22 protein-coding genes and 2 pseudogenes are annotated in these 21,686 nt (G+C 72.1%); 11 read left to right on the forward strand and 13 right to left on the reverse strand.

Annotated elements, in window-relative coordinates; genetic code table 11:
- Window positions 1-316, forward strand: a pseudogene (locus KDL01_RS24710) (hypothetical protein); the annotation flags it as partial.
- A gap of 24 nt (window positions 317-340) precedes the next feature.
- Here KDL01_RS24710 and KDL01_RS24715 read toward each other — a convergent pair.
- The 7 genes from KDL01_RS24715 to KDL01_RS24745 all read right to left on the reverse strand — a co-directional run bounded on the left by KDL01_RS24715 (window position 341) and on the right by KDL01_RS24745 (window position 7,080).
- Window positions 341-1,129 (reverse strand): SseB family protein, encoded by a 789-nt coding sequence (locus KDL01_RS24715; RefSeq protein WP_212530982.1) that lies wholly within the window; start codon window positions 1,127-1,129, stop codon window positions 341-343.
- 102 nt (window positions 1,130-1,231) lie between these two features.
- The gene (locus KDL01_RS24720) at window positions 1,232-2,524 is read right to left on the reverse strand and encodes an MFS transporter (protein WP_212530983.1); all 1,293 of its coding nucleotides are present in this window, start codon (window positions 2,522-2,524) and stop codon (window positions 1,232-1,234) included.
- Window positions 2,525-2,683: 159 nt separating this feature from the next.
- Window positions 2,684-3,340 (reverse strand): pentapeptide repeat-containing protein, encoded by a 657-nt coding sequence (locus KDL01_RS24725; RefSeq protein ID WP_212530984.1) that lies wholly within the window; start codon window positions 3,338-3,340, stop codon window positions 2,684-2,686.
- A 65-nt stretch (window positions 3,341-3,405) separates the two neighbouring features.
- On the reverse strand, window positions 3,406-4,041 hold the full coding sequence (locus tag KDL01_RS24730; RefSeq protein WP_212530985.1) for a DJ-1/PfpI family protein: 636 nt from the start codon (window positions 4,039-4,041) through the stop codon (window positions 3,406-3,408).
- A gap of 54 nt (window positions 4,042-4,095) precedes the next feature.
- The gene (locus KDL01_RS24735) at window positions 4,096-5,100 is read right to left on the reverse strand and encodes a GlxA family transcriptional regulator (protein ID WP_212531003.1); all 1,005 of its coding nucleotides are present in this window, start codon (window positions 5,098-5,100) and stop codon (window positions 4,096-4,098) included.
- Window positions 5,097-6,197, reverse strand: a complete 1,101-nt coding sequence (locus KDL01_RS24740; protein WP_212530986.1) for an ADP-ribosylglycohydrolase family protein — start codon at window positions 6,195-6,197, stop codon at window positions 5,097-5,099. The genes KDL01_RS24735 and KDL01_RS24740 overlap by 4 nt, the downstream gene beginning before the upstream one ends.
- Window positions 6,198-6,378: 181 nt before the next feature.
- A complete protein-coding gene (locus tag KDL01_RS24745; RefSeq protein WP_212530987.1) occupies window positions 6,379-7,080 on the reverse strand; it encodes a hypothetical protein in 702 nt (233 codons plus the stop codon).
- Window positions 7,081-7,302: 222 nt separating this feature from the next.
- On the opposite strand from KDL01_RS24745, the gene KDL01_RS24750 reads away from it, so the two are divergent.
- The 5 genes and pseudogenes from KDL01_RS24750 to KDL01_RS24770 all read left to right on the forward strand — a co-directional run bounded on the left by KDL01_RS24750 (window position 7,303) and on the right by KDL01_RS24770 (window position 12,637).
- The gene (locus KDL01_RS24750) at window positions 7,303-8,094 is read left to right on the forward strand and encodes an ABC transporter permease (RefSeq protein WP_212530988.1); all 792 of its coding nucleotides are present in this window, start codon (window positions 7,303-7,305) and stop codon (window positions 8,092-8,094) included.
- Window positions 8,087-8,911 (forward strand): ABC transporter permease, encoded by an 825-nt coding sequence (locus tag KDL01_RS24755; RefSeq protein WP_212530989.1) that lies wholly within the window; start codon window positions 8,087-8,089, stop codon window positions 8,909-8,911. The genes KDL01_RS24750 and KDL01_RS24755 overlap by 8 nt, the downstream gene beginning before the upstream one ends.
- Before the next feature lie 14 nt (window positions 8,912-8,925).
- Window positions 8,926-9,726, forward strand: a pseudogene (locus tag KDL01_RS24760) (ABC transporter ATP-binding protein); the annotation flags it as partial.
- Window positions 9,727-9,931: 205 nt separating this feature from the next.
- Window positions 9,932-10,798, forward strand: coding sequence for a hypothetical protein (locus KDL01_RS24765; protein WP_212530990.1), 867 nt, complete (start codon window positions 9,932-9,934; stop codon window positions 10,796-10,798).
- Window positions 10,799-10,972: 174 nt separating this feature from the next.
- Window positions 10,973-12,637, forward strand: a complete 1,665-nt coding sequence (locus KDL01_RS24770) for an MFS transporter (RefSeq protein WP_212531002.1) — start codon at window positions 10,973-10,975, stop codon at window positions 12,635-12,637.
- Window positions 12,638-12,776: 139 nt separating this feature from the next.
- On the opposite strand, the gene KDL01_RS24775 is transcribed toward KDL01_RS24770, so the two are convergent.
- Complete coding sequence (locus KDL01_RS24775) at window positions 12,777-13,421, reverse strand: TetR/AcrR family transcriptional regulator C-terminal domain-containing protein (protein ID WP_212530991.1); 645 nt, start codon at window positions 13,419-13,421, stop codon at window positions 12,777-12,779.
- Window positions 13,422-13,499: 78 nt separating this feature from the next.
- On the opposite strand from KDL01_RS24775, the gene KDL01_RS24780 reads away from it, so the two are divergent.
- Both KDL01_RS24780 and KDL01_RS44770 read left to right on the forward strand, forming a co-directional pair.
- Window positions 13,500-14,357 (forward strand): quinone oxidoreductase family protein, encoded by an 858-nt coding sequence (locus tag KDL01_RS24780; protein WP_212530992.1) that lies wholly within the window; start codon window positions 13,500-13,502, stop codon window positions 14,355-14,357.
- The gene (locus KDL01_RS44770) at window positions 14,357-14,488 is read left to right on the forward strand and encodes a hypothetical protein (protein WP_281415596.1); all 132 of its coding nucleotides are present in this window, start codon (window positions 14,357-14,359) and stop codon (window positions 14,486-14,488) included. Before KDL01_RS24780 ends, KDL01_RS44770 begins: the two co-directional genes overlap by 1 nt.
- A 108-nt stretch (window positions 14,489-14,596) precedes the next feature.
- Here the strand turns inward: KDL01_RS44770 and KDL01_RS24785 are convergent, their stop codons facing one another.
- The 3 genes from KDL01_RS24785 to KDL01_RS24795 form a co-directional block, all read right to left on the reverse strand.
- A complete protein-coding gene (locus tag KDL01_RS24785; protein WP_212530993.1) occupies window positions 14,597-16,033 on the reverse strand; it encodes an alkaline phosphatase family protein in 1,437 nt (478 codons plus the stop codon).
- Between the two features lie 147 nt (window positions 16,034-16,180).
- Window positions 16,181-16,654, reverse strand: a complete 474-nt coding sequence (locus tag KDL01_RS44775) for a hypothetical protein (RefSeq protein ID WP_212530994.1) — start codon at window positions 16,652-16,654, stop codon at window positions 16,181-16,183.
- Between the two features lie 157 nt (window positions 16,655-16,811).
- Window positions 16,812-17,267: an Lrp/AsnC family transcriptional regulator gene (locus KDL01_RS24795; RefSeq protein ID WP_212530995.1), complete on the reverse strand. Its 456-nt coding sequence runs from the start codon at window positions 17,265-17,267 to the stop codon at window positions 16,812-16,814.
- Between the two features lie 81 nt (window positions 17,268-17,348).
- On the opposite strand from KDL01_RS24795, the gene KDL01_RS24800 reads away from it, so the two are divergent.
- The gene (locus KDL01_RS24800; protein WP_212530996.1) at window positions 17,349-18,056 is read left to right on the forward strand and encodes a tryptophan 2,3-dioxygenase family protein; all 708 of its coding nucleotides are present in this window, start codon (window positions 17,349-17,351) and stop codon (window positions 18,054-18,056) included.
- The gene (gene kynU, locus KDL01_RS24805; RefSeq protein WP_212530997.1) at window positions 18,056-19,300 is read left to right on the forward strand and encodes a kynureninase; all 1,245 of its coding nucleotides are present in this window, start codon (window positions 18,056-18,058) and stop codon (window positions 19,298-19,300) included. Before KDL01_RS24800 ends, kynU begins: the two co-directional genes overlap by 1 nt.
- Before the next feature lie 105 nt (window positions 19,301-19,405).
- Here kynU and ahpD read toward each other — a convergent pair whose 3' ends face one another.
- On the reverse strand, window positions 19,406-19,936 hold the full coding sequence (ahpD, locus tag KDL01_RS24810) for an alkylhydroperoxidase, AhpD family (protein ID WP_212530998.1): 531 nt from the start codon (window positions 19,934-19,936) through the stop codon (window positions 19,406-19,408).
- 10 nt (window positions 19,937-19,946) lie between these two features.
- Complete coding sequence (locus tag KDL01_RS24815) at window positions 19,947-20,501, reverse strand: peroxiredoxin (RefSeq protein WP_212530999.1); 555 nt, start codon at window positions 20,499-20,501, stop codon at window positions 19,947-19,949.
- Between the two features lie 123 nt (window positions 20,502-20,624).
- Between KDL01_RS24815 and KDL01_RS24820 the strand changes: the two genes are divergently transcribed.
- Entirely contained in the window at window positions 20,625-21,563 is a 939-nt protein-coding gene (locus KDL01_RS24820) for a LysR substrate-binding domain-containing protein (protein WP_212531000.1), read from the forward strand.
- Window positions 21,564-21,686 lie beyond the last annotated feature (123 nt).

Here is a 21,686-nt window from a genome sequence, read left to right on the forward strand (position 1 = left end):
GGCGCGGACGCAGTGGGATGCGCATATGGACGAGGTCACCGTCTTCCTGCTGACGGTGGCCCGGGCGGGCGAGGCTCTCGTCGAGACGATCGAGGCCGCGCGGGCGGCGGGCGAGTTCGACGGGCGGCCGCTCGCGGTCATCAAGGCTCTGCGTGTGACGCAGGCGCACCTCGGGTCCCAGATCAGCGCGGCGGTCGGTGCGGCGCGGGCCCGCGAGTTGAGCTGGGAGGCCATCGGGGGAGCGCTCGGGGTCACCCGGCAGACTGCGCACGAGCGTTATCGCGATGTCGTGGCCGTACCCGCGCAGGCTGAATGACGGCGCTTTGGGCGAAGTGCGGGATCAGCGGCGGTAGAGCTCGATGCCGGAGCCGGCTTCCAGCCCGCGGCGCATGCTGTCGGGTACCACGAGGTACACCAGGGGCTTCGCGTCTTCGCAGGCTGCTGTCGCTCGCGCGATGACGTGCTGCACCGCGGCCTGCTCGGTCTCGCGGGTCGCGCCGGGGGCCAGGACGATGCCGATCACGGTCTCGGGCGGCAGGCCACCTTGGCGCATGCGGTAAGCCCAGGCTGCCTCGATGTCCTGGTGGCCGGCGAGGGCGGTGCGCAGGGCGCCGAGGAGCGGCTCGGGCGGGAGCGCGGCTACGGGGGCGATCTGCACGGTGGTTTGCGCGATGACCTCGCCGCCGGCGGGCGTGGGGGTGCGGCTGCGGGCGAGGTGGGCGATCTCTTGGGCGTTGAGGGCGATCGTTCCCGCCGCGCGGGGGTTGATCAGGATCTTGCAGTCGGGGTCTTCGGCCGTGAGACTGCTGAGCAACTGCTTCATCTCGAGTACGGCGTAGTGGCTGGCGCGGCCGCCGAGCGAGGCGCGAAGCGCGGACGGCCGGGTGAACACCGGCAGGATCTTGCCGACCTGCTTGTGCACGATGGCGTACGGCGTGAGAGGGGTTCCCGGTTCAAGCGCGTGGCTGGCGGCGGTCCGGCCGTCGGGGCCGGTGGCTATCAGGACTCTGGCCCCCATGAGGAGTTCATAGAGCCGCGCGCGTGCGTTCTGGTCGTCGCCGGCCGCGGCGGACTCGAGCGCCGCACGTTCGATCGCGGCGGCCATGGTCTCTTGTTCGGCTTCGAGCACGATTTCCGCGGCATCGGAACCGGAATCAGCGGGCTCGACCGGATCGCTCTTGCGTCCCCATGTCACGCGCCGATGATCCGATAGCAAGCCCCGGGTGTCCAGTCATGGCAGTGGATCGCCGTCGGGCACGTCCGCGGGCGGCACGGGGATCTCGCGCAGTTTCACGAGTGGTGACAACACGATCCACAGCACGGCGAGCCAGCTGCCGAGGACCCCGACGAGCACGGTGGTGCGCACGCTGGTGACGGTGCCGAGCCAGCCGCCGAACAGGGCGCCCACGGGTATCGTGCCCCAGATGACCCAGCGCACGGAGGCGTTCATCCGGCCCAGCAGGTGCGGCGGGGTGACCGACTGGCGGTAGGAGACCTGGGCGACGTTGTACGTCATCGCCGAGATCGAGCCGACGAACTGGCCGAGCGAGACGAGCAGCAGTCCCCAGCCCGGCCTGGCCAGCGGGATCGCGAGCAGCAGCCAGCCCAGTCCGGCCTTGCTCATCCACAGCATCCGCGCGCTGCCGAGGCGGCGGGCGAGCCAGGGGGCGAGGAAGCCGCCGGCCAGTCCGCCGAGGCTGCCCAGGCTGAAGGCGAGGCCGATCTGCGAGGCGCCCGCGTGCAGGTCGTCGATGAGGAACAGCATCAGGACCGAACCCCAGACGCCGTTGAACAGGTTCGAGGTCGCCGTACAGGCGACGATGCGGCGCAGGATCCGGTGACCCGCGACGTAGCGCAGGCCCTCGGCGATCTCGGCCGCCATCCGCCGTTTCGCCGCCGGGGGCGCCGGGTCCGGCTCTCGGGTGCGCAGCAGGGCCAGGGTGGTCGCGCTCACGGCGAACGAGCCCGCGTCCGCGCCCATGGCCCGGGCCGCGCCGGCCAGCGCGATCAGTCCGCCCGCCGCGCTGGGACCGATGACGTTGGCGAAGGAGCCGGGCAGCCCCATCTTGCTGTTGCCCTCGACCAGGCGCTCGCGCCCGACCAGCACCGGGACGAAGCTCTGATACGCCACGTCGAAGAACACGGACAGCAGGCCGGCGGCGAGCGCGACGAGGTAGAGCTGGAGCAGCGTCAGCATCCCGAGCGCCGCGGCGACGGGGATGGAGCCGATCAGCAGCATCCGGCCGAGGTCGGCGCCGAGCATGACAGGACGCTTACGCCGCCGGTCGACCAGGACCCCGGCCGGGAGCGCGATCAGCAGGAACGCGGCGGTGCTCGCGGCGCGCAGGGCACCGAGCTGGAACGCGTCGGCGTGCAGCAGCAGGACGGCGGTCAGCGCAAGCGCGAGCGAGGTGACCGAGTCGCCCATCTCGCTGATCAGCGCGCCGCTCCACACCAGGGAGAAGTCGCGCTCGCGCCACAGCGATCTCGGTTCGGCCGTCGCCTGCTGCTCGACCTGAGCCATCCGAGACCTCCCCGACCTGCCGGACACTCCCCGCGCATCATGGCGCGCCCGGGAGCCCGTTGCCAGCGGTTTTCGGGAGTGACGGTATCAGGAGTCTGGGTCGGCGGTCGGCGGTCGGCGGTCGGCGCCCCGCGACCTGCGGGCCGGTCTGGCTTCGGTTCAGTCGTCCTTCACGGTGATGCGCAGCGCCTGCGCGAACTCCATGGCCAGCTCGATGGCCTGTGAGCTGTCGATGATCGCCCCCTTGAGGTTCTCGAAGCCGTCGACGCACTCGAGCACGGTGGCGTCGCGGAAGTCGGCACGGGTGAGCTTGGACTTGGCGAACTTGCCGTCGCGCACGGCCGAGCCCCGGAAGGACACGTCGCGCAGCGAGGCGCCGCTGAAGTCGACGTCGCGCAGGATGCAGTCCTCGAACACGACCTCGTGCAGCTCGGCGCCGCGCAGGTTGACCGCGTCCAGCTTGCAGCGCTGGAAGACGACCCGGCGCAGCTGCGCGCCGAACGCCTCCACGCCCGCGAACGCGCAGGAGAGCACGCCGGCGTCGAGCCATTCGCTCTCGGCCAGGTCGCCGCTCAGCACGCGCCCGCCGCGCCACCACACGTCCGTGAACTTGGCCCGGCGCAGCCGCACGCCCTCGAACACGACGTTCTCGAACGCGCACTCGGTGAACCGGCTGCTGCCCGCGTCCGCGTCCGTCTGCACCAGCGCGTCGAAGTGGCACAGGTCGTAGTCGCGGTCGCGCAGCAGCGGTCCCTGATGCAGGTCGAGCGCGTGTCCGAACGGGAGCGCGTCGGCGTCCCGGGCGATCTTCGTCATGTCCCCACGGTAGTCGCCGGCTCCGACAACGCTCCCGTCCTTGGCTCCCGTGCGCCGTGCGCCGCTCAGTCCGTCGGGTCGGTCTTGAGCATCCCGGTCAGCGCCTGGATCCGCGGCCCGGCCTTGGCGGGGGAGCCGGCGTCGAACGGGGGCTGCGGGTCGTACTCGATGGCCAGCTGGATCGCCTTGGCCTGGTCCTCGCCCGCGATCTCGGCCGCCAGCGTCAGGGCCATGTCGATCCCGGCGGACACGCCCGCGCCGGTGATGATCTTGCCCTGGCGCACCACGCGTTCGGCCGTGTACGTGGCCCCGGTGGTCTCGAGCAGGTCGGTGATGGCCCAGTGCGTGGTGGCCTTCAGGCCCCGCAGCAGGCCGGCCGCGCCGAGCACGAGCGAGCCGGTGCACACGGACGTGGTCCACTGGGTGGTCGCGTGGATGCGGCGCACCCAGTCCAGCAGCGGCTCGTCGCTCATGGCCGCGCGGGTGCCCCAGCCGCCCGGCACGACCAGGATGTCGGCGGCCTCGATCTCGGCGAAGGACGCGTCGGCCTGCAGGCCCACCATCCGGCTGTCGGTGCGCACGATGCCGGGGGTGGCCGCGGCGAAGGTGACGGTCGCGCCGGGCAGGCTCCGCAACACCTCGTACGGCCCGATCGCGTCGAGGGCGGTGAAGTAGGGGAAGATCGGAATCACGATATCCATGCTTCGATGCTGGCAGCGGCACGGTTATGGCGGCAATGACGCGTGGGCGACAGATTACGCCATGGGTTCGCCGGGGCCCGGCCCCATGCTCACGCCCGAGCCCGCGCCGGTCGCGGCGAACCGGCTCCGGTACTCCTGCGGGGCCACGCTGAGCAGGCGCTGGAACGAGCGCTGCAGCGTGCGCGTCGTGCCGAAGCCGCACACCCGCGCGATCCGGTCGACGCCGTCGTCGGTCGTCTCCAGCAGCCGGCACGCGGCCTCCACCCGGGCCGCCTCGACATAGCCGGCCGGGCTGTGGCCGGTCTCGGCCGGGAACACGCGCAGGAACTGACGCTCGCTCAGCCGCACCCGCTCGGCCAGCGCGGGTACGGACAGGTCGGCGCCTGGGTGCTCGGCGATGTGGGCGAGCAGGTCGCGGATCGGCGCGCGGGTGGGGCGTTGGGCCCGCAGCTGCACCGAGAACTGGCGCTGCCCGCCCGGCCGCTGCACGAACACCACCAGCTGCCGCGCGACCTCCCGCGCGGCCGCGGCCCCGTGGTCCTCCTCCACCAGCGCGAGCGCGAGGTCTATGCCCGAGGTCACCCCGGCCGAGGTGGACACCGCGCCGTCGCGCACGAAGATGGGATCCGGCTCCACGCTGACGTTCGGGTACCGCGACGCGAGCAGCCCGGTCCGGCTCCAGTGCGTGGTGGCCCGCCGACCGTCGAGCAGCCCTGATTCGGCCAGCAGGAACGCGCCGCTGCACACCGAGGCGGTACGCCGGCTCAGTCCGGCCGCGCGGGAGATCCACGCGGCGTGCTCGGGCCGGGCCAGCGCCGCGTCCACGCCGTGCCCGCCCGCCACGATCACGGTGTCCGCGCCCGCGAACGGCGTCGCCGCCTCGGCCAGGACGGCCAGCCCGTTGCTCGCCGCGACCGGTCCGGGCTCCAGCGCCAGCGTGCGCAGCCGGTAGCGTCCCGGCGCGTGCCGTTCCGCCTGCGAGAAGACCTCGAGCGGGCCGGTCAGGTCCAGGATCTGGAAGTCGGGGAAGACCAGGAAGACGATCTCACGGGCCGTCACCTCGCCGGTCCGCCGCCGGAGCCGGTGCCCGCGGAGCCGGTGCCGTCCTCGGACCCGCCGTCCTCGAACCCCGCGCCCAGCGCGTCCACGACCGCCTCGAGCCGGTCCGCGTACTCGATCCGCTCGCGCCATCCGGCCGGGAACGCCCGCGCGCCGAGCGCCGCTCCGGCGAACGCGCCGGTAAGCGCGGCGATGGAGTCGGAGTCGCCGCGGGTCGCCGCCGCCCGGCTGAGCGCGGCCTGCGCGTCGTCGGGGTGGAGCAGGAAGCACAGCAGGCCGGTGGCCAGCGCCTCCTCGGCGATCCAGCCCTCGCCGGTGGCGTCACAGGGGTCTGCCTCCCGGTCGCCGGCCCGCACCGCCGCGTCCAGCCGGTCCAGCACGCCCAGGCACTCGTCCCAGCCCCGGGCCATGAACACCTCGGGCGACGCGTCGTGGCTGCGCTGCCACAGGTCGCCGAGCCACGCGTGGTGGTAGACCTCGCGCTGGGCGTTCGCCCGGTCCCGCAGCGCCGCGGGCAGGTCCACCGGGGCCATGCCCTCGAGCAGCCACCAGGTGGCGAACGCGGTCAGCTCACTGGCCGCGAGACCGGTGGGGTGACCGTGCGTCAGCGCGGCCTGCAACTGCGCGGCTCCGGCCCGCGTGGACGACGAGAGCCGCGCGACCAGGCCGATCGGCGTCACGCGCATGTTCGCGCCGCAGCCCTTGGACCCGGGGATGGTCGCCTGGATCCAGGGCCTGCCCTCGGCCAGTTCGCCGCAGGCCCGCAGACAGGTCATCCCGGGCGCCCGGTTGTTGTCCGACGAGTACGCCCACTGCACGAACCGCCGCGTCCACACCGGAGCCAGCGCCTCCTGCGTCAACGCGCCCTGAGTCCCCTCCTCACCCGCGCCGAGCACCTCGGCCAGGCCCTCGCCGACCGCCAGGGCCATCTGCGTGTCGTCGGTCACCAGCGCCGGCTCGGGCAGCTCGGACGGGCCGCCGGTCCCGTACTGGCGGGTGATCTCGACCAGCTTGAGGAACTCCGTCGGCTTGCCGAGCGCATCCCCGTAGGCCAGCCCGAACATCGATCCCGCGATCCGCTCCCGTACCGTCGTCATGAGCTCGATGGTAGGGCTAGGGAGTGTCTTCAAGGGGGCGTCGGGTCAGGCCGCGGTGTCTGACGCGTGCGCTCGCAAGGCGCCGGGCCGTGCGCATACTCGGTCGTCTGTAAGCGGTCCGGCAACGCCGCGAGCGTGCGTGGCAGGCGCCGCGGCCCCGGCGAACCCTTGAAGACGCGACCTAAGTGCCGACGACGATCGTGGCGGTCAGGATGTCGGCCGCGGTGCGGCGCCCGCGCACCACCACGGTCTCGCCGATGCTCAACTGGCCGCTGCTGAAGGGATGCGCCGTCGTGCCGAAGTGGGTCGAGGCGTCGAACTCGACCGTCACCGGCTCGCCGGTCGCGACGAGGTGGCCGGTGATCGAGTCCGTGCCGATCGACTCGATCACGACCCGCACCTCCACCACGCGGCCGTGCTTGGTCGCGTTCGCGACGCTCGGCGTCGCGGCGGGGGCGGCCGGGGTCGCGGTGCTCCCGGCGGTCACGTTCGCGGTGGAACCGGAGGAGCCGAAGGCCTCGTACGCGCCGAAGCCGACGCCGATCGCCAGTACCGCCACGCCCGCGAAGATCGCGACGCTGCGCAGGCGCCCGCCGCCGCCCGGTCCGCCGCCCCACCTGGCCCCGCCTGCGGATCCGCCGCCCGCGCCGGGGTCCGGCTGCCCGCCGAACTCCGGTGTGCCCGGCCCGAACGACTCGTCCGGATAGACCGCGCCCTCCGGGAAGACCGCGGCGGGATCGGCGGCGTACTCGTCCGGGAAGACGTACGGACTCTGCGTCTCCTGCTGCGCCCGGTCGTCGGCCTGCCTGGCCCGGAATGCGTCGAACTGACGCGTCGGGTCGGCGGCGTACTCCGGCTCCTCGCCCTCGTTCCGGCTGGACACTTCGGTTCCGTCCCCTCGCTCAAATCTCTCGCCCCGTCAGCCGGTGGGCCCGACTGCGGACGCCCGTCAGTACACCCGATCGGGTGTAAAGACCGCGTCAGGCCCCGGTCCGACCCGCGGCGCAGGTGGAAAACCGCTTGCGGGCCAGGGTCGGTTCTGCCAGGGTCGGCACTTCGCCCCTTTTTCCCCCCCTTCGTTTCCAACGCCCTGTGGAGCCGCCGCATGCGCGTATACCTGACCGCTGCCCGATTATCGCTGCGACGCCATCTCGCCTACCGCTCCTCGGCCGCCGCCGGGGTCGCGACCAACACCGTCTTCGGCTTCATCCGCACCTTCGTCCTGCTCGCCCTGTGGCGGCAGAAGACCGTGATCAACGGCTGGGACGCGGCCGACGCCTGCACCTACTCCTTCCTCACCCAGGCCCTGATCGCGCCGATGGGCGTGTTCATGACCGGCACCGAGCTCGGCCCGCGCATCCGCACCGGCGACGTGGCGGTGGACCTGTACCGGCCGGTGGACTTCCAGTCCTGGTGGCTGGCGCTGGACGCGGGCCGGGCCGTGGGCTCCGGGATGCTGCGCTCGCTCCCGCCGGTCCTGGTCGGCGCGCTCTTCTTCCCGATGGCCCTGCCGCTCTCCCCGCTGCGCTGGGCCGCGTTCCTGCTGTGCTGCCTGGTCGGATACCTCGTCAGCTTCTCGCTGCGCTACCTGATCAGCCTGGTCGCGTTCTGGACCATGGACGAGCGGGGAATGGCGGCGATCACCTTCGCCGTCGGGTTCTTCTGCTCGGGCATGATCCTGCCGCTGACCGCGATGCCGCCCCGGCTCGACTCGGTGCTGCAGCTCACCCCGTGGGCCGCGGTGATCCAGATCCCGGCCTCGGTATTGTTCGGCACCCAGTCTGGCGGCCTGGCCTACGCGCTCGCCTTCGGCCTGGCCTGGGCGCTGCTGCTGCTCGGCGCCGGACGCCTGCTTACCGGCGCGGCCCGGCGCAAGGTGGTGGTCCAGGGTGGCTGAGTCCGTCGAGCGCCCGCTGCCCGCCCCGGTCGCCTACCTGCTGCTCGTGCGCATGTGGTCGCGCTCGGCCTGGCAGTACCGCGCCTCGCTGCTGCTGACCGGCCTCGGGCAGATCCTGACCACCTCCCTCGACCTGATCGCGATCCTGGTGCTCTACTCCCAGGTCACCCTGATCGGCGGGTTCACCCTGCCGCAGACGCTCTACCTCTACGGCACCACCCGCGTCGCCTTCGCCCTGTCCGACCTGGTGGCCAGCGGCGTGGAGACGCTCGCCGACTCGATCCGGCTCGGCACCTTCGACCTCGTACTCATCCGCCCGGTCAGCACCCTGGCCCAGGTGATGGCGGACCAGTTCACGCCCAAGCGCTTCGGCAAGCTGGTGCCCGCCGCCGCCACCCTCGTCTGGGCCCTGATCGACCTGCCGCTGCACTGGACCCCGGCGCGCATCGCCGTCTGTGTCGGCACCATCGTGTGCGGCTTCGTGCTCTTCTGCGCCTTCTGGGTGCTCTCCGGGTGTATCAGCTTCCTGGCCGTGGACGCGCGCGAGGTGGCGAACACCTTCACCTACGGCAGCGAGTTCGCCACCGAGTACCCGCTGACCATCTTCGGCCGCCCGCTCGGGCTCGCCCTGACCTTCGTGCTGCCGGTCGCCTTCGTCACCTGGCAGCCCGCGCTCTACGTGCTCGGCCACCCCGACCCCTTCGGCCTGCCCGGCTTCCTGCGCCTGGCCTCGCCGGCGGTGGCCGTTGTGTTCGCCGCCCTGGCCGCGCTGGCCTGGCGCGCCTGCATCCGCCGTTACCGCTCGACCGGGAGTTGACCGCCGTGACCGCACTGCCCAGCCAGCCCCTCCCCGACCGCGCAGAACCGCCGACGAACCCGCCGACCGACCCGGTCATCCTCGCCGAGGGCTTGACCAAGGTCTTCTCCTCCCGCGCCCGGGCCGGGCGCCTGCGCCGCGAACGCGTCGATTTCACCGCCGTGGACGCCATCGACCTGCGCGTGGCGCCGGGCGAACTGGTCGGCTACATCGGCCCGAACGGCGCGGGCAAGTCCACCACCATCAAGATGCTGACGGGCATCCTGACCCCGAGCTCGGGCACGCTGCGGGTGGCCGGGTACGACCCGCAGCGCGACCGGGTCAAGCTGGCCCGGCGGATCGGCGTGGTGTTCGGGCAGCGCACCACGCTCTGGTGGGACCTGCCGCTGCGCGACTCCTTCACGCTGCTCCAGCGCCTCTACCGGATCCCGCCCGCGCGCTTCGCCGAGAACCTGGCCTTCTACACCGAGGCGCTCGACCTCGGGCCCTTCCTTGACCGGCCGGTGCGCCAGCTCAGCCTCGGCCAGCGGATGCGCGGGGACATCACCGCGGCGCTGCTGCACGACCCGGCCGTGGTCTACCTGGACGAGCCCACGATCGGCCTCGACGTCGTCTCCAAGCACGCGGTGCGCGAGTTCCTGCGGGATCTCAACCTGCGCACCGGCACCACGATCCTGCTCACCACGCACGACGTGGACGACATCGAAAGGCTCTGCTCCCGGGTCGTGGCCATCGACCACGGCCGCGTCACCTACGACGGCTCGCTCGAGGCCCTGCGCGCGGAACGGGATCTGGAGACGGTGGTGCGCGAGCTCTACAGCCGGCAAGGGGTCTGAAGTCCCGGCCGCGGACCGGACACTCGTAGCGGAACCTGTTGATACGAAAGGGTGACTTGTCCGCGCGTCGGTCCGAAGCCGCTCACCCGCTCGAATGACCATGGGTCGTGGGGGTTCGCGTACTCGACGACGGCGTACGGCGCGGTCGATTGCATCCGATTCCAAGCACAGCGGAGGTGGCCCGATGAGCGGAGCGGCGAAGGCACGGAGCAAGGCCAGGCCCAAGCGGCCGTCCGGACGGCCGGGCGAGGAGCGTCAGGGAGCGGGGTTGGCGACGGACATCGTCGAACGCCCGTTCGATCCGCGCGGCGCCGTCCCCGGCCCGCGCACCGGGCCCGGGCTGCCGGACGAGGCGGTGCCGTCGGCACCGTCCGCGGCGCCCGAGCCGCACGCCGAGGCCACCTTCGCCCGCGGCTACTCGGCCCCGGCCGACGCGGTGCGCTGCGCGATGCTCGGGTCTCCGCCGACCTTCTGGTTCGACGGGGACGCGGGCCGGCTCACCGTGGCGGTCGAGGCCGGCCGGCTGGTGGCCGACGGCGTCGCGTTCGTGGCCGAAGACCTGTCGCACCTGGTGGCCGCGGCCGTGCTCAACCACGACGGCGAGAGCGCGGACGCGGTCGAGCCGGTGCGCGCGGCGCTGGCCGCGATGGCCGCGCGGGCCGGGGAGCCGGGCGTGGAGATCGTGGTGGACCTGTCCGGCGAGAGCCCGCGACTGGGCTGGCTCTCCCGCTTCGACCCGGCGCCCTGGGTCACCTGGCACGACTGGTGGGCCGCGTTCGCCGCGTCGGCGGCCGGGCGGCTGGCCGCGGCTCTGGCCGGAGCGGGCCGATCCGGCGAGTACGACGACTGCTTCGCCGCGCAGGGACTGCGGGTGGCCCGATGCGCCCACCCGGCCTGCGAGAGCCCGCTGACGGACCGTCATCCGGCCTGGCCCGGAGTGTGGACCGCGCCCGGCGGTGCACGCGGACCGGTGTGCGCCGCAGCCGCGGACGGTGCCGGATGGCCGGCCGGCCTGCTGGCCGCGGCCCCGCACCGGATCACGGAAGAATAACGATTCGGTCGGGGGAGCGGGAAGTCGGAAGCCGGCCCCCGGAGGCGTGGTTAGTTTACATTTGCTAACTATATTTCCGGGTAAGGATCAGGCATGGCCACAGACGGGTCGATATCCACGGTCGGGACTCCGACCCTCGCTCCCCAGTCCAGATTCGGGCATTTCCGGCATGCGATGAGCGCCGGGCCCGAGCACTCCCACTACAAGTGGGTCGCGCTGACCAACACGACCGTGGGCATGCTGCTCGCCACGATCAACAGCTCGATCGTGCTCATCTCGCTGCCCGCGATCTTCAACGGCATCAAGCTCAATCCGCTGCAGTCCTCCAACACCAGCTACCTGCTGTGGATGCTGATGGGCTACATGCTCGTCACCGCGGTGCTGGTGGTCACGCTCGGGCGCCTGGGCGACATGTACGGCCGGGTCAAGCTCTACAACATGGGCTTCGCCATCTTCACGGTGTGCTCGATCATCCTGTCCGTGGACCCGTTCAGCGGCGGGCACGGGGCGCTGTGGCTGATCGGCTGGCGCGTGGTGCAGGCCGTCGGCGGCTCGATGCTGATGGCCAACTCGGCCGCCATCATCACCGACGCGTTCCCGGCCAACGAGCGCGGCATGGCGCTGGGCATCAACATCGTCGCGGCGCTGGCCGGCTCGTTCATCGGCCTGGTACTCGGCGGCGTGCTCTCCTCCTGGGACTGGCGCTCGATCTTCTGGGTCAACGTCCCGATCGGCGTGATCGGCACCGTCTGGGCCTACAAGTCGCTGCACGAGACCAGCACGAGACGCCCGGGCAAGATCGACTGGTGGGGCAACATCACCTTCCTGGTCGGCCTGACCTCGATCCTCGCCGCGATCACCTACGGCATCCAGCCGTACGGCGGGCACACCATGGGCTGGACCAACCCGCTGATCCTGGCGGGCCTGATCGGCGGCGTGGTGGTGCTCGGGCTGTTCCTGTTCATCGAGTCCCGCGTGGCCAACCCGATGTTCCAGCTCAAGCTGTTCCGCAACGTTGCCTTCTCCAGCGGCAACGGCGCCTCGTTCCTGATCGCGGTGGCCCGAGGCGGGCTGCAGTTCATGCTGATCATCTGGCTGCAGGGCATCTGGCTGCCGCTGCACGGCTACAACTACGAGGACACCCCGCTGTGGGCGGGCATCTACCTGGTCCCGCTGACCATCGGCTTCCTGGTCTCCGGGCCGGTCTCCGGCAAGCTCTCGGACAAGTGGGGCCAGCGCTCCTTCGCCGTGGCCGGCCTGCTGCTGATGGCCGCGACCTTCGCCGGGATGCTGGCGCTGCCGACGAACTTCAGCTACCCGGTGTTCGCGATCCTGATCTTCCTCAACGGCGTCGGCGGCGGCCTGTTCTCCGCGCCGAACACCTCGATGATCATGTCCAGCGTGGGTCCGGAGATGCGCGGCGCGGCCTCGGGCATGCGCTCGACCTTCATGAACGCCGGCAGCCTGTTCTCCATCGGCGTGTTCTTCTCGCTGATGGTCATCGGCCTGGCCAGCCAGCTGCCGCACGCCATCGTCACGCAGCTGACGGCGCAGAACGTCCCGGTCGGCGTGGCCCAGCAGGTGGCCGCGATCCCGCCGGTGGGCGTGCTGTTCGCCGCGTTCCTGGGCTACAACCCGATGCAGCAGCTACTCGGCAACCAGGTCCTCAACTCGCTGCCGAAGGCGAACGCGCAGACGCTGACGGGCCACCAGTTCTTCCCGAACCTGATCGCCGGCCCGTTCCACCACGGCCTGATGATCGTGTTCTGGCTCGCCATCGGCATGAGCCTGGTCGGCGCCCTGGCCAGCATGGCCAAGCCGCGCAAGACCGCGGCCTGAGCCGCGACCCGCGAGACCCGCGCCGCCGCCGCCGCTGCCGTCGGCGGCGCGACCTGAGCCGCGGCCGTGCGCGCCGACCCGCGCGCGGCGGCACCCTTACCCCGCCCCGCCGCCTCGAACGCGGCGGGGCGGTGTCGTCTCATCCTCCGGTCAGCCCCGCGCAGGCGCCCAGGATCAGCTCCACCAGCTGCTCGAACCGCCGGTCGTCGTCCTCGAAGATCTCCCGCCCGGCCTCGGCGACGAGCGGAAAGGCCTCGCGATCCACCCGGGCGTCGCGGTCGGTCAGGCTGTAGCGCGGGTCCCCGGCCGCCTTGGCCTGGATCACCGCCTGCTCCTCGAGGCAGAACCCGATGACGAAGTGGTGCAGCAGCACGTGTGCCTGGGCCGCCGTGCGCACGGTGAAGCCCTGCCGGATCATCGCGGCGAGCCGGGGCTCGCGGCGGCGCAGCACCTCCACGTCGGTCAGGGTGGTGCCGGTGGCCATCTTCACCCCGTCGCGGTGGGCCAGCAGCTCCTCCCGCACGATCCGCGCGTAGGCGGCCATGGCCGCGCGCCACGGCTCGTCCACCGGCCGCTGTTCCACCCGCAGGCTGATCCGCCGCCAGACCTCAGTGCCCATCTCGTCGAGCAGTTCCTGCTTGTCCCGCACGTGCCAGTAGAGCGCGGGGGCCTGCACGTCCAGCCGCGCCGCCACCCGTCGCAGCGTCAGCCCCTCGAGCCCCTCGGCGTCGAGGGTGGCCAGCGCCGCGCGCACGATGTCGTCCTTCGCGAGTTTCCTGCTCACCCTGCCCACCTTGACAGTTTAACGTCGTTAAGGAGAGAGTGGGAAGCGTAATTTAACGGCGTTAAGGAAGGTGAAGCGATGAAGGCGGCGGTGTTGCGGCAGGCGGACGGCGTGCCGGAGTACGGCGAGTTCGACGAGCCGGGGACGGGTGCGGACGGCGAACTGGAGCTGGTCGAGCTGGTGGCCGCCGGGCTGCACCATCTGGTGCGCTCCCGGGCGCACGGGCGGCACTACAGCAGCTCGAACGTCTATCCGCTGGTCCCCGGCGTGGACGCGGTCGCGCGCAAGCAGGATGGGACGCTGGTCTACACCGGCGACCCCCAGCCGCCCCACGGCACCATGGCCGAGCGCATCGCGGTCTCCCCGCGCATGCAGTTCGCGCTGCCCGAAGGCGCCGAGGCGCGTGCGCCCGAGGTCGCGGCCGGAATGAACCCGGGCATGTCGTCCTGGCTGCCGCTGCGGGCGAAGCAGGGGTTCGCGCCGCTGACGGACGCCCCGGCGGAGCTCGGCGTGGTCGCGATCGTCGGCGCCACCGGTACCTCCGGCCTGATGGCGGTGCAGAACGCGCGGGCGCTCGGCGCGCGGCGGGTGATCGCGGTGGGGCGCAACGCGCAGGCGTTCGAGCGCGCCCGCGGCCACGGCGCCACCACGGCGCACCTGGCCGAGGACCGGGAGGCCACGGTGCGCTCGGTCCTCGAGGCCCTCGACGGGGACACCCCGGACCTCGTGCTCGACTACGTGTGGGGCGCCCCGGCCGAGGCGATGTTCGCCGCGCTCAGCGGCCGGCAGCAGGCTGACGAAGAGATCGAATACGTCCAGATCGGCGCCCTGGCCGGGATGGAGGCCGCGCTGCCCGCGACCCTGCTGCGCAGCCGCCGGATCCGGGTCAGGGGCAGCGGACTCGGCTCGGTCAGCCGCGCACGATCAGGCAGCTGATGCCCGAGTACGTCGCGCGGATCGCCCGGGGCGAGGTCGAGGTGCCGGTGCAGACGTACCCGCTGGGCGAGGTCGCCCGCGCCTGGACCGCGACCCCGGTCGACGGCGCCCGGATCGTGCTGACGGCGTAGACGCGATCGGCACCGCCGACCAGGTCAGCGCACGCCGCGACCCGCCGTCCGCCGCCCCGGAGTCCGAGGCGGCGGGCGGCGTCGCGGTGCACGCCCGACCGCCCGCGCCTACTTCTGCGCCGGGAGTCCGTGCCGCAGCAGGTCGGTCGCCTCCGCCTCGGTGCGCGGCGCGGGGATGGCGGCCCCGGCGGGCAGCTGGCGGGAGAGCAGGTCCGCGTAGACCTCCTGCAGGTGGCTGGGGCGGCCCGCGGCCGGAGTGACGGCGCCGGAGACCGGCACGATGACGCCGCTGAGCGGGTCGTCGGTGCGCGGGGTGGCCAGCGTGAGCACGCCGCCGACGTCCACGGCCGCGGCGTCGCGGGCGGTGAGCGGGGCCAGGCTCCAGCGCTGCTCCAGCGTCTTGAGCACACTGGTGTGGTCGAACGGCGTCGCGCCGGCCGGCACCCGGTAGACCGTGCCCGCCGGGATCAGCGGCGAGACCAGCACCGTGGGCACCCGCGGCCCGAACCGGGTGAAGTCGAACCCGTACTCGCCGGCGCTGTCGTCCGGCGCGGTGGCGTTGGTCGGCGGGGCGACGTGGTCGTAGAGGCCGCCGTGCTCGTCGTAGGTCAGGATGAACAGGGTGTTGTTCCAGCCCGGGCCACTGCGCAGCGCGGTGTAGACGTCGTGGATCAGCTGCTCGCCGAGCGCCACGTCGTAGTTCGGGTGCTGGCTGTTGCCGGTGGCGCTCCAGGACGGCTCGAGGAACGCGAAGCCGGGCAGGGTGCCGGCCGCCGCGTCCTGCTGGAAGTCGGTGAACAGCCCGAAGTTCGCGGCCGGCGCCGAGGTCAGGTCCGGGAAGTTGTGCTTGGTCAGCGGCTGCGCGTCGTAGCCGTAGACCTTCCAGGACACCCCGGCCTTGCCGAGCGAGCCGCAGATCGACGGGGAGGTGTAGGTCTTGGTCTTGTCGTCCATGTGCCCCTGGCTGGTGCCGGAGAGCACGAACGCGCGGTTGGGCAGCGTCTCGGTGGGCACCGAGCCGAACCAGTGGTCGCACACCGCGAACCCGCGGGCCAGCGCGGAGAGCACCGGCAGCGCCTCCGGGGTGAAGCAGCCCATGATGTCGGCCGGCTGCGTGCCCCCGACGATGGACCAGCCCTCCTTGGCCTCCCAGCCCAGGGTGTAGGCGTAGTCCGTGACGAAGCCCTGCATCGTCGCGTCCGCCGGGCTCGGCGCGGTGGTCGTGCCGAACAGCTGGCTGTTGGTCGCGCCGTAGCCCTCGCCCGGGTCGGCGCCCGGCATGAAGTACGCGTTCGGCGTGGACGGCGAGATCGGGAACACCGGCACCGGCTTGCCGCCCGTGCCCGGATTGGACTCGGTGCCGGTCAGGCCCTCGAAGGGCTGGCCGGCCGGGGAGAGGTTGCCCGCGTCCTGATACAGGTAGCCGAGCATGTGGTCGAACGAGCGGTTCTCCAGCATGAGCACGACGATGTGCTCGATCGCCTGCAGCCCGCCGCCCGCCGGGCTCGACCCGTCGGGCGCCTGCCCCACCGTGGTGTCCGTCATGAATTCTTCGCCTTCCCGCGAGTGCCTGGAATCAGGATGGCACTCGCCGGTGACGAAAAACGCACGCTCGGTGAAACGTGGGCTGATACCGCCCGCCGGATTCACACGAACCGGTGCCGTACGGGCGAGGCGGGAACCGACCGGGCCTCAGAACCGTTGCAGCGTCAGCGAATCCGACCCGTCCGCCGCGGCCGCGGTGAACCCGGTCACCTGCCCGGCGTGGGCCTGGTCGGCGCAGGCCACCAGGCCGGGGCGCGAGGCGTAGCTCACCCCGTCCACCGTCCACGTGAGGGCGCCGCCGTCGGCGTGCCAGGCGCCGGTGGCGGCGGCGCGGCCGAAGGAGAACACGGACACGGAGCCGTCCGCGTGCAGGTCGAGCTCTTCGCCGGTCAGCCCGGCCGGCCCGGTCGCTTCGGCCACGAGGTAGGCCCCGGCGAAGTCGTCGGCGTCGGCGGCGCATCCGGCCGCGCGGGCCGAGGCCGAGTCGGGACCGGGGGATACGGCGCCGGACGAAGGGGAGCCGGTATGGCGCGCGGCGTCGGCGTAGGCGATGGGGGCGGCCGCCAGCAGTACGGTTGCGGCTCCGGCCCACTTCAGCCAGCGTGACGTACGCGTCATCATGTCTGCTCCCCTAACGTGCACGGGACCCACCCCTCGCGAGTCCCTACGCCTCGAGTCTGCTGTCCGGGCTACGCCGCCGCCCCCGGGATTGCTCCGTGCAGGCGAGGTGGGGAGTCGGAGCCGGAAAACCGGGGGACTGCGCTCCTGTGCGGGCGGCTCAGCGGCCCACCGGCCGCCAGGCGACCGGCGAGGAGAGCACCATCGTGGACGAGGGGGTGCCGTGGTCGGCGAGCCGGTCGATCAGCTCCTCGAACTCGGCCATCGTGCGCACCGCCACCCGCAGCAGGCAACAGGAGTCGCCGGTGAGCCGGTGCACCTCCAGGATCGCCGGGGTCTGGTCGATCACCTCGGGATGGCGCAGCAGGCAATTCGGGCCGTAACAGGACATCCGGACCAGCGCCGCCACCGTCCGGCCCACCTTGGCCGGGTCCACGTGCGCGTGGTAGCCGGTGATCACGCCCTGCTCCTCGAGCCGGCGCACCCGCTCGGCCACGGCGGGCGAGGACAGCCGCACCCGGCGGCCGAGTTCGTTGTACGACAGGCGACCGTCCTGCTGCAATTCGTCGATCAGGAGCCAGTCGACGGCATCTGGAAAGTCATTGCGGCCGGACACCTTGCGATCATAACCCCGGGGCCGCCAGACGGGTCGCGACGGCCATTCAGCTTTCGGCCCGGCTGCGATTGCATGAACGGCATGATGACCGACCACGACCGGCGACGCGCCGTCGCCAGCGAATACGCGCAATATGCATGCCTTGACGAACTCCTGCACCTGCAGTGGCCGCGCACCCAGGCGCCCGCGGAGATGTCCTTCATCATCACCACCCAGGTGATGGAGCTGTACTTCAAGCTGCTGAAGCACGAGTGGACGGCCGCCTGCGCGAAGCTGGAGGCCGGCGACATCCGCGGCGCCGTGGTCGACCTGCGCCGCGGGCACGGGGTGCAGGACGCCCTGATCGCGTCCTGGGAGGCGCTGCGCACGCTCACCCCGGGCGAGTTCGACGAGTTCCGCGAGGCCTTCGGCGCCGCCTCCGGCATCCAGTCCGAGCTCTACCGCGACCTCGAGCAGGCCCTCGGCGTGCCCTACCCGAGCCGGGGCGAGGACGCGCCCAGCCTCGAGGCCAGCGCGGCCCGGGCGCTCGAGCGGCGCGGCTTCGACGGCTGGCTCGCGGCCTACCGCGCGGCCGATCAGAACCCCGACCTGTTCGACCTGGGCGAGGCGCTCTACGACGCGGCCGAGCGCTTCACCCGGTGGAAGCAGCGCCACCTGATCTCGGTGTGGCACTCCATGGGCGAGAAGAAGGGTTCGGCCGGCACCTCCGGTGCCGAGTGGCTCGCGCGCGGCGTGCACCAGAAGTATCTTCCGGAACTGTGGAACGTGCGCAGCGAGGCCTGGGCCTGATGACGACGACGACCGAGACGAACGCGGCGGGCGCCACCCCGGACGCCTCCTGGGCAGAGCGCGCCGCCGCCCTGGACGCCGCCAACCCGCTCGCGCCCTGCCGCGAGCGCTTCCTGCTGCCCGAGGGCGTGACCTACCTCGACGGCAACTCGCTCGGCGCGCTGCCCGCGGCGGTGCCCGAGGCGGTGCGCGACGGCGTCGCCCGCCAGTGGGGCGAGGGCCTGATCGGCTCCTGGTTCGGCGAGCAGGCGCGCTGGTGGGAGCTTCCGCACCGGCTCGGTGACCGGGTCGGCGCGCTGCTCGGCGCCGCGCCGGAGCAGACCGTGGTGGGCGACTCCACCTCGGTGCAGATCTTCAACACCCTGGTCGCGGCGGCGCGGCTGCGCCCGGGCCGCGGTGTGCTGCTGACCGACGCGGGCCACTTCCCGACCGACGCCTACCTCGCGGACTCCGTCGGCGAACTGCTCGGGCTGCGGGTCGAGCGGGTCAGGCCGCAGGAGTTCGCGGACGCGATCGCGCGGCACGGCGAGGACCTCGCGGTGGCCGCGTTCCCGGCCGTCGACTTCGCCACCGGCGAGCGCTGGGACATCCCCGCGCTCACCCGCGCGGCGCACGAGGTCGGCGCGGTGGCGGTCTGGGACCTGTGCCACGCCGCCGGCGCGTTCCCGCTGGAGCTGGACGCGTGGGACGTGGACTTCGCGGTGGGCTGCACGTACAAGTACCTCTCCGGCGGCCCCGGCGCCCCGGCCTTCGTCTACGCGAACCGGCGGCACCACATGCAGATGCACCAGCCGCTGACCGGCTGGACCGGGCACGCCGAGCCGTTCGCCATGCACGGCACCTACACCCCGGCCGAGGGCGTCGGCCGGGCCCGGATAGGCACCCCGACGATCCTGTCGATGCTCGCGCTGGAGGCCGCCATCGGCGCGTTCGACGGCGTGGACCTCGAGGTCCTGCGGGCGCAGAGCCTGAGCCTGACCGGGTTCTTCATCGAGTGCTGCGACGCGCTGCTGGCCGGCCGGGGCTTCGCGCTGGTCACCCCGCGCGAGCCGGAGCGCCGCGGCGGCCAGGTGACGCTGCGTCACCCGGACGCGGCCACGCTGGTCCCGGCCGCCGCCGCCCGCGGCGTGGTGGGGGACAAGCGCGAGCCGGACCTGCTGCGCTACGGCTTCAACGCGCTCTACAACACGCACGCCGACGCCCTGCGCGCGGCCCGCACCCTCGCGGAGCTGTGCGAGGGCTGATCCACCGCCCCACGCGCACGACGGCGGGGCCGCACCGACCTGGTGGTCGGTGCGGCCCCGCCGTTCGTGCTCTGATCTACGGGATCGGCTGAATCGCTCCCGCCGCTACGCGAGCGCCTGCTCGCCGTCGAGGGTGGCCGCCGCGGCGTGGATCACCGACGCGATGCGCACCGCCTCGTGGATCGGCTCGCGGGTCCAGCCCGCACCCCGCAGCACCTTCTCGTGCGACTCCAGGCAGCGGCCGCAGCCGTTGACCGCGGAGACCGCGAGGCACCACAGTTCGAAGTCGTTCTTGTCGACTCCGGGGTTGCCGATCACCTGCATCCGCAGCCGGGCCGGCAGATTGGCGTACTCCTCGTCGCCGATCAGGTGCATGGTCCGGTAGTAGACGTTGTTCATGGCCATGATCGAGGCGGCGGCCTTCGCGGCCGTGAGCGCCTCGGCGGTCAGGTGGCCCTTGGCCTCCTCGACCAGCTCCTGGATCACCCGCGTGCTGCGCGAGGCCAGCGCCGTGGCCACGACCGTGCCCCACAGCTGCTGCTCGGGCAGTTTGGAGGTGGTGATCACCGAGCTGAGGTTCAGCCGGGTGTCCTTGGCGTAGTCGGGCAGCGCCTGCTTGAGCGCGTCCAGGCTCATCGTGTGCGCCTTACGCCTGGGCCAGCAGCTGGGCGGCGTCCAGGGTCTCCTGGCCGTTCTGCCAGTTGCACGGGCACAGCTCGTCGGTCTGCAGGGCGTCGAGCACGCGCAGCACCTCGTCCACGTTCCGGCCCACGGAGCCGGCGGTGACCATCACGAACTGGATGGTGTTGTCCTGGTCCACGATGAAGGTGGCGCGGTCGGCCACACCCTCGCCGTTGAGCACGCCGCAGGCGGCGGTCAGCTCGCGCTTGCCGTCGGCCAGCATCGGGAAGGGCAGGTCGTTGAGGTCCTTGTGGTCCCGGCGCCAGGCCAGGTGGACGAACTCGGAGTCGACCGAGACGCCGAGCACCTGCGCGTCGCGGTCCGCGAACTCGCTGTTGAGCTTGCCGAAGGCGGCGATCTCGGTCGGGCAGACGAAGGTGAAGTCCTTCGGCCAGAAGAACACGACCTTCCAGTCCTTCTCCAGCTTCTGGCTGTTGATCGTCTGGAAGGCGGTGGCGGCGTCGTTCGAGACCACCCCGGTGAGCTCGAAGTCGGGGAACTTGTCGCCAATGGTGAGCATGTGCCTTGATCCTCCGGGTTGTGCGTTGCGGCTCGTGGCCGTCGTCGATCTTGTGCCTCAGCCTGGCATGTTCTTATTGATCGGAGAAATAAGCCATCGGCCGGATCGTGATAGGAGTTACCTATGAATAACCGCGCCCCGACCGTCGCGCAGTTGCGCGCCTTCGCCGCTCTCGCCGAGAAACTACACTTCAGAGACGCCGCGGCGGAGCTCGGGATGAGTCAGCCGGCCCTGTCCGGCGCGGTGGCCGCCCTGGAGGAGACGCTCGGAACCCGGCTTGTGGAACGCACCACACGCCATGTGCTTCTCACTCGTTCGGGCGAAGCGGTGGCCCAGCGTGCCCGGGCCGTGCTGGCCGGGGTCGAGGAACTGGCCGAGGCGGCGCAGACCACCGGCCGGCCGTTCACCGGGGACCTGCACCTCGGCGTGATCCCGACGGTCGCCCCGTACCTGCTGCCGGCCCTGCTGCGCCCGCTCAAGGCGCGCTACCCGGAGCTTGAGCTGATCCTGCACGAGGAGCAGACCGCCACCATCCTGGACGGGCTGGTCTCCGGGCGGCTCGACCTGGCCGTGCTGGCCACCCCGGTCGAGGGCACCGGGATGACCGGGCTCGCGCTGTATGACGAGGATTTCATGCTGGTGTACCCCGGCGACGATCCGGGCGCGCCGCGCGGCCCGGTCGCGCTCACGGCGCTGCGCGAGCTGCCGGTGCTGGTCATGGAGGAGGGCCACTGCCTGCGCGACCAGACCCTCGAGGTCTGCCAGGAGGCCGGGCGCGACGGCCTTGCCTCGACCCGCGCGGCCAGCCTGGCCACGCTCGTACAGCTGGTCGCCGGCGGCCTCGGCGTGACGCTGCTGCCGAGCACCGCGGCCGCGGTGGAGGCCAGGCCGGGCTCGGGTCTGGGCGCCACCCGGTTCCGCGACCCGGCCCCGGGTCGCAGCATCCTGCTGGTGCACCGCTCCTCCAGCCCGCGGGCGGCGGAGTTCGAGCAGCTCGCCCGGACGATGCGGGAGGCGGTCAAGGCGCACCGGATGCCGGTCCGGCTGCCTGCCGAGGCCTAGAAGTCCGATGAAGATCTTCGTGGTCTGATGTGGCGGGTCGGCGTAGCCGGCCCGCCACTGGCCTGTTCATGCTGGTGTCGGCAGGTTCCAGCGTCCGTTGGTGCGGGTGAGGCCGAGGTTGAT

The organism is Actinospica durhamensis (assembly GCF_018139695.1).
GTDB classification, from domain to species: Bacteria; Actinomycetota; Actinomycetes; order Streptomycetales; family Catenulisporaceae; genus Actinospica; species Actinospica durhamensis.

What these genes read in the sequence shown, in the direction of transcription:
- KDL01_RS24820 (WP_212531000.1), top strand. Translation starts at nt 20,625, where the DNA reads ATGAATAACCGCGCCCCGACCGTCGCGCAGTTGCGCGCCTTCGCCGCT.
- KDL01_RS24770 (WP_212531002.1), top strand. Translation starts at nt 10,973, where the DNA reads ATGAGCGCCGGGCCCGAGCACTCCCACTACAAGTGGGTCGCGCTGACC.
- KDL01_RS24740 (WP_212530986.1), bottom strand. Translation starts at nt 6,197, where the DNA reads ATGACGACGGTACGGGAGCGGATCGCGGGATCGATGTTCGGGCTGGCC.
- KDL01_RS24815 (WP_212530999.1), bottom strand. Translation starts at nt 20,501, where the DNA reads ATGCTCACCATTGGCGACAAGTTCCCCGACTTCGAGCTCACCGGGGTG.
- KDL01_RS24785 (WP_212530993.1), bottom strand. Translation starts at nt 16,033, where the DNA reads ATGACGGACACCACGGTGGGGCAGGCGCCCGACGGGTCGAGCCCGGCG.
- KDL01_RS24725 (WP_212530984.1), bottom strand. Translation starts at nt 3,340, where the DNA reads ATGACGAAGATCGCCCGGGACGCCGACGCGCTCCCGTTCGGACACGCG.
- KDL01_RS44775 (WP_212530994.1), bottom strand. Translation starts at nt 16,654, where the DNA reads ATGATGACGCGTACGTCACGCTGGCTGAAGTGGGCCGGAGCCGCAACC.
- kynU (WP_212530997.1), top strand. Translation starts at nt 18,056, where the DNA reads ATGACGACGACGACCGAGACGAACGCGGCGGGCGCCACCCCGGACGCC.
- KDL01_RS24730 (WP_212530985.1), bottom strand. Translation starts at nt 4,041, where the DNA reads ATGGATATCGTGATTCCGATCTTCCCCTACTTCACCGCCCTCGACGCG.
- KDL01_RS24720 (WP_212530983.1), bottom strand. Translation starts at nt 2,524, where the DNA reads ATGGCTCAGGTCGAGCAGCAGGCGACGGCCGAACCGAGATCGCTGTGG.
- KDL01_RS44770 (WP_281415596.1), top strand. Translation starts at nt 14,357, where the DNA reads ATGCCCGAGTACGTCGCGCGGATCGCCCGGGGCGAGGTCGAGGTGCCG.
- KDL01_RS24765 (WP_212530990.1), top strand. Translation starts at nt 9,932, where the DNA reads ATGAGCGGAGCGGCGAAGGCACGGAGCAAGGCCAGGCCCAAGCGGCCG.
- KDL01_RS24800 (WP_212530996.1), top strand. Translation starts at nt 17,349, where the DNA reads ATGATGACCGACCACGACCGGCGACGCGCCGTCGCCAGCGAATACGCG.
- ahpD (WP_212530998.1), bottom strand. Translation starts at nt 19,936, where the DNA reads ATGAGCCTGGACGCGCTCAAGCAGGCGCTGCCCGACTACGCCAAGGAC.
- KDL01_RS24750 (WP_212530988.1), top strand. Translation starts at nt 7,303, where the DNA reads ATGCGCGTATACCTGACCGCTGCCCGATTATCGCTGCGACGCCATCTC.
- KDL01_RS24780 (WP_212530992.1), top strand. Translation starts at nt 13,500, where the DNA reads ATGAAGGCGGCGGTGTTGCGGCAGGCGGACGGCGTGCCGGAGTACGGC.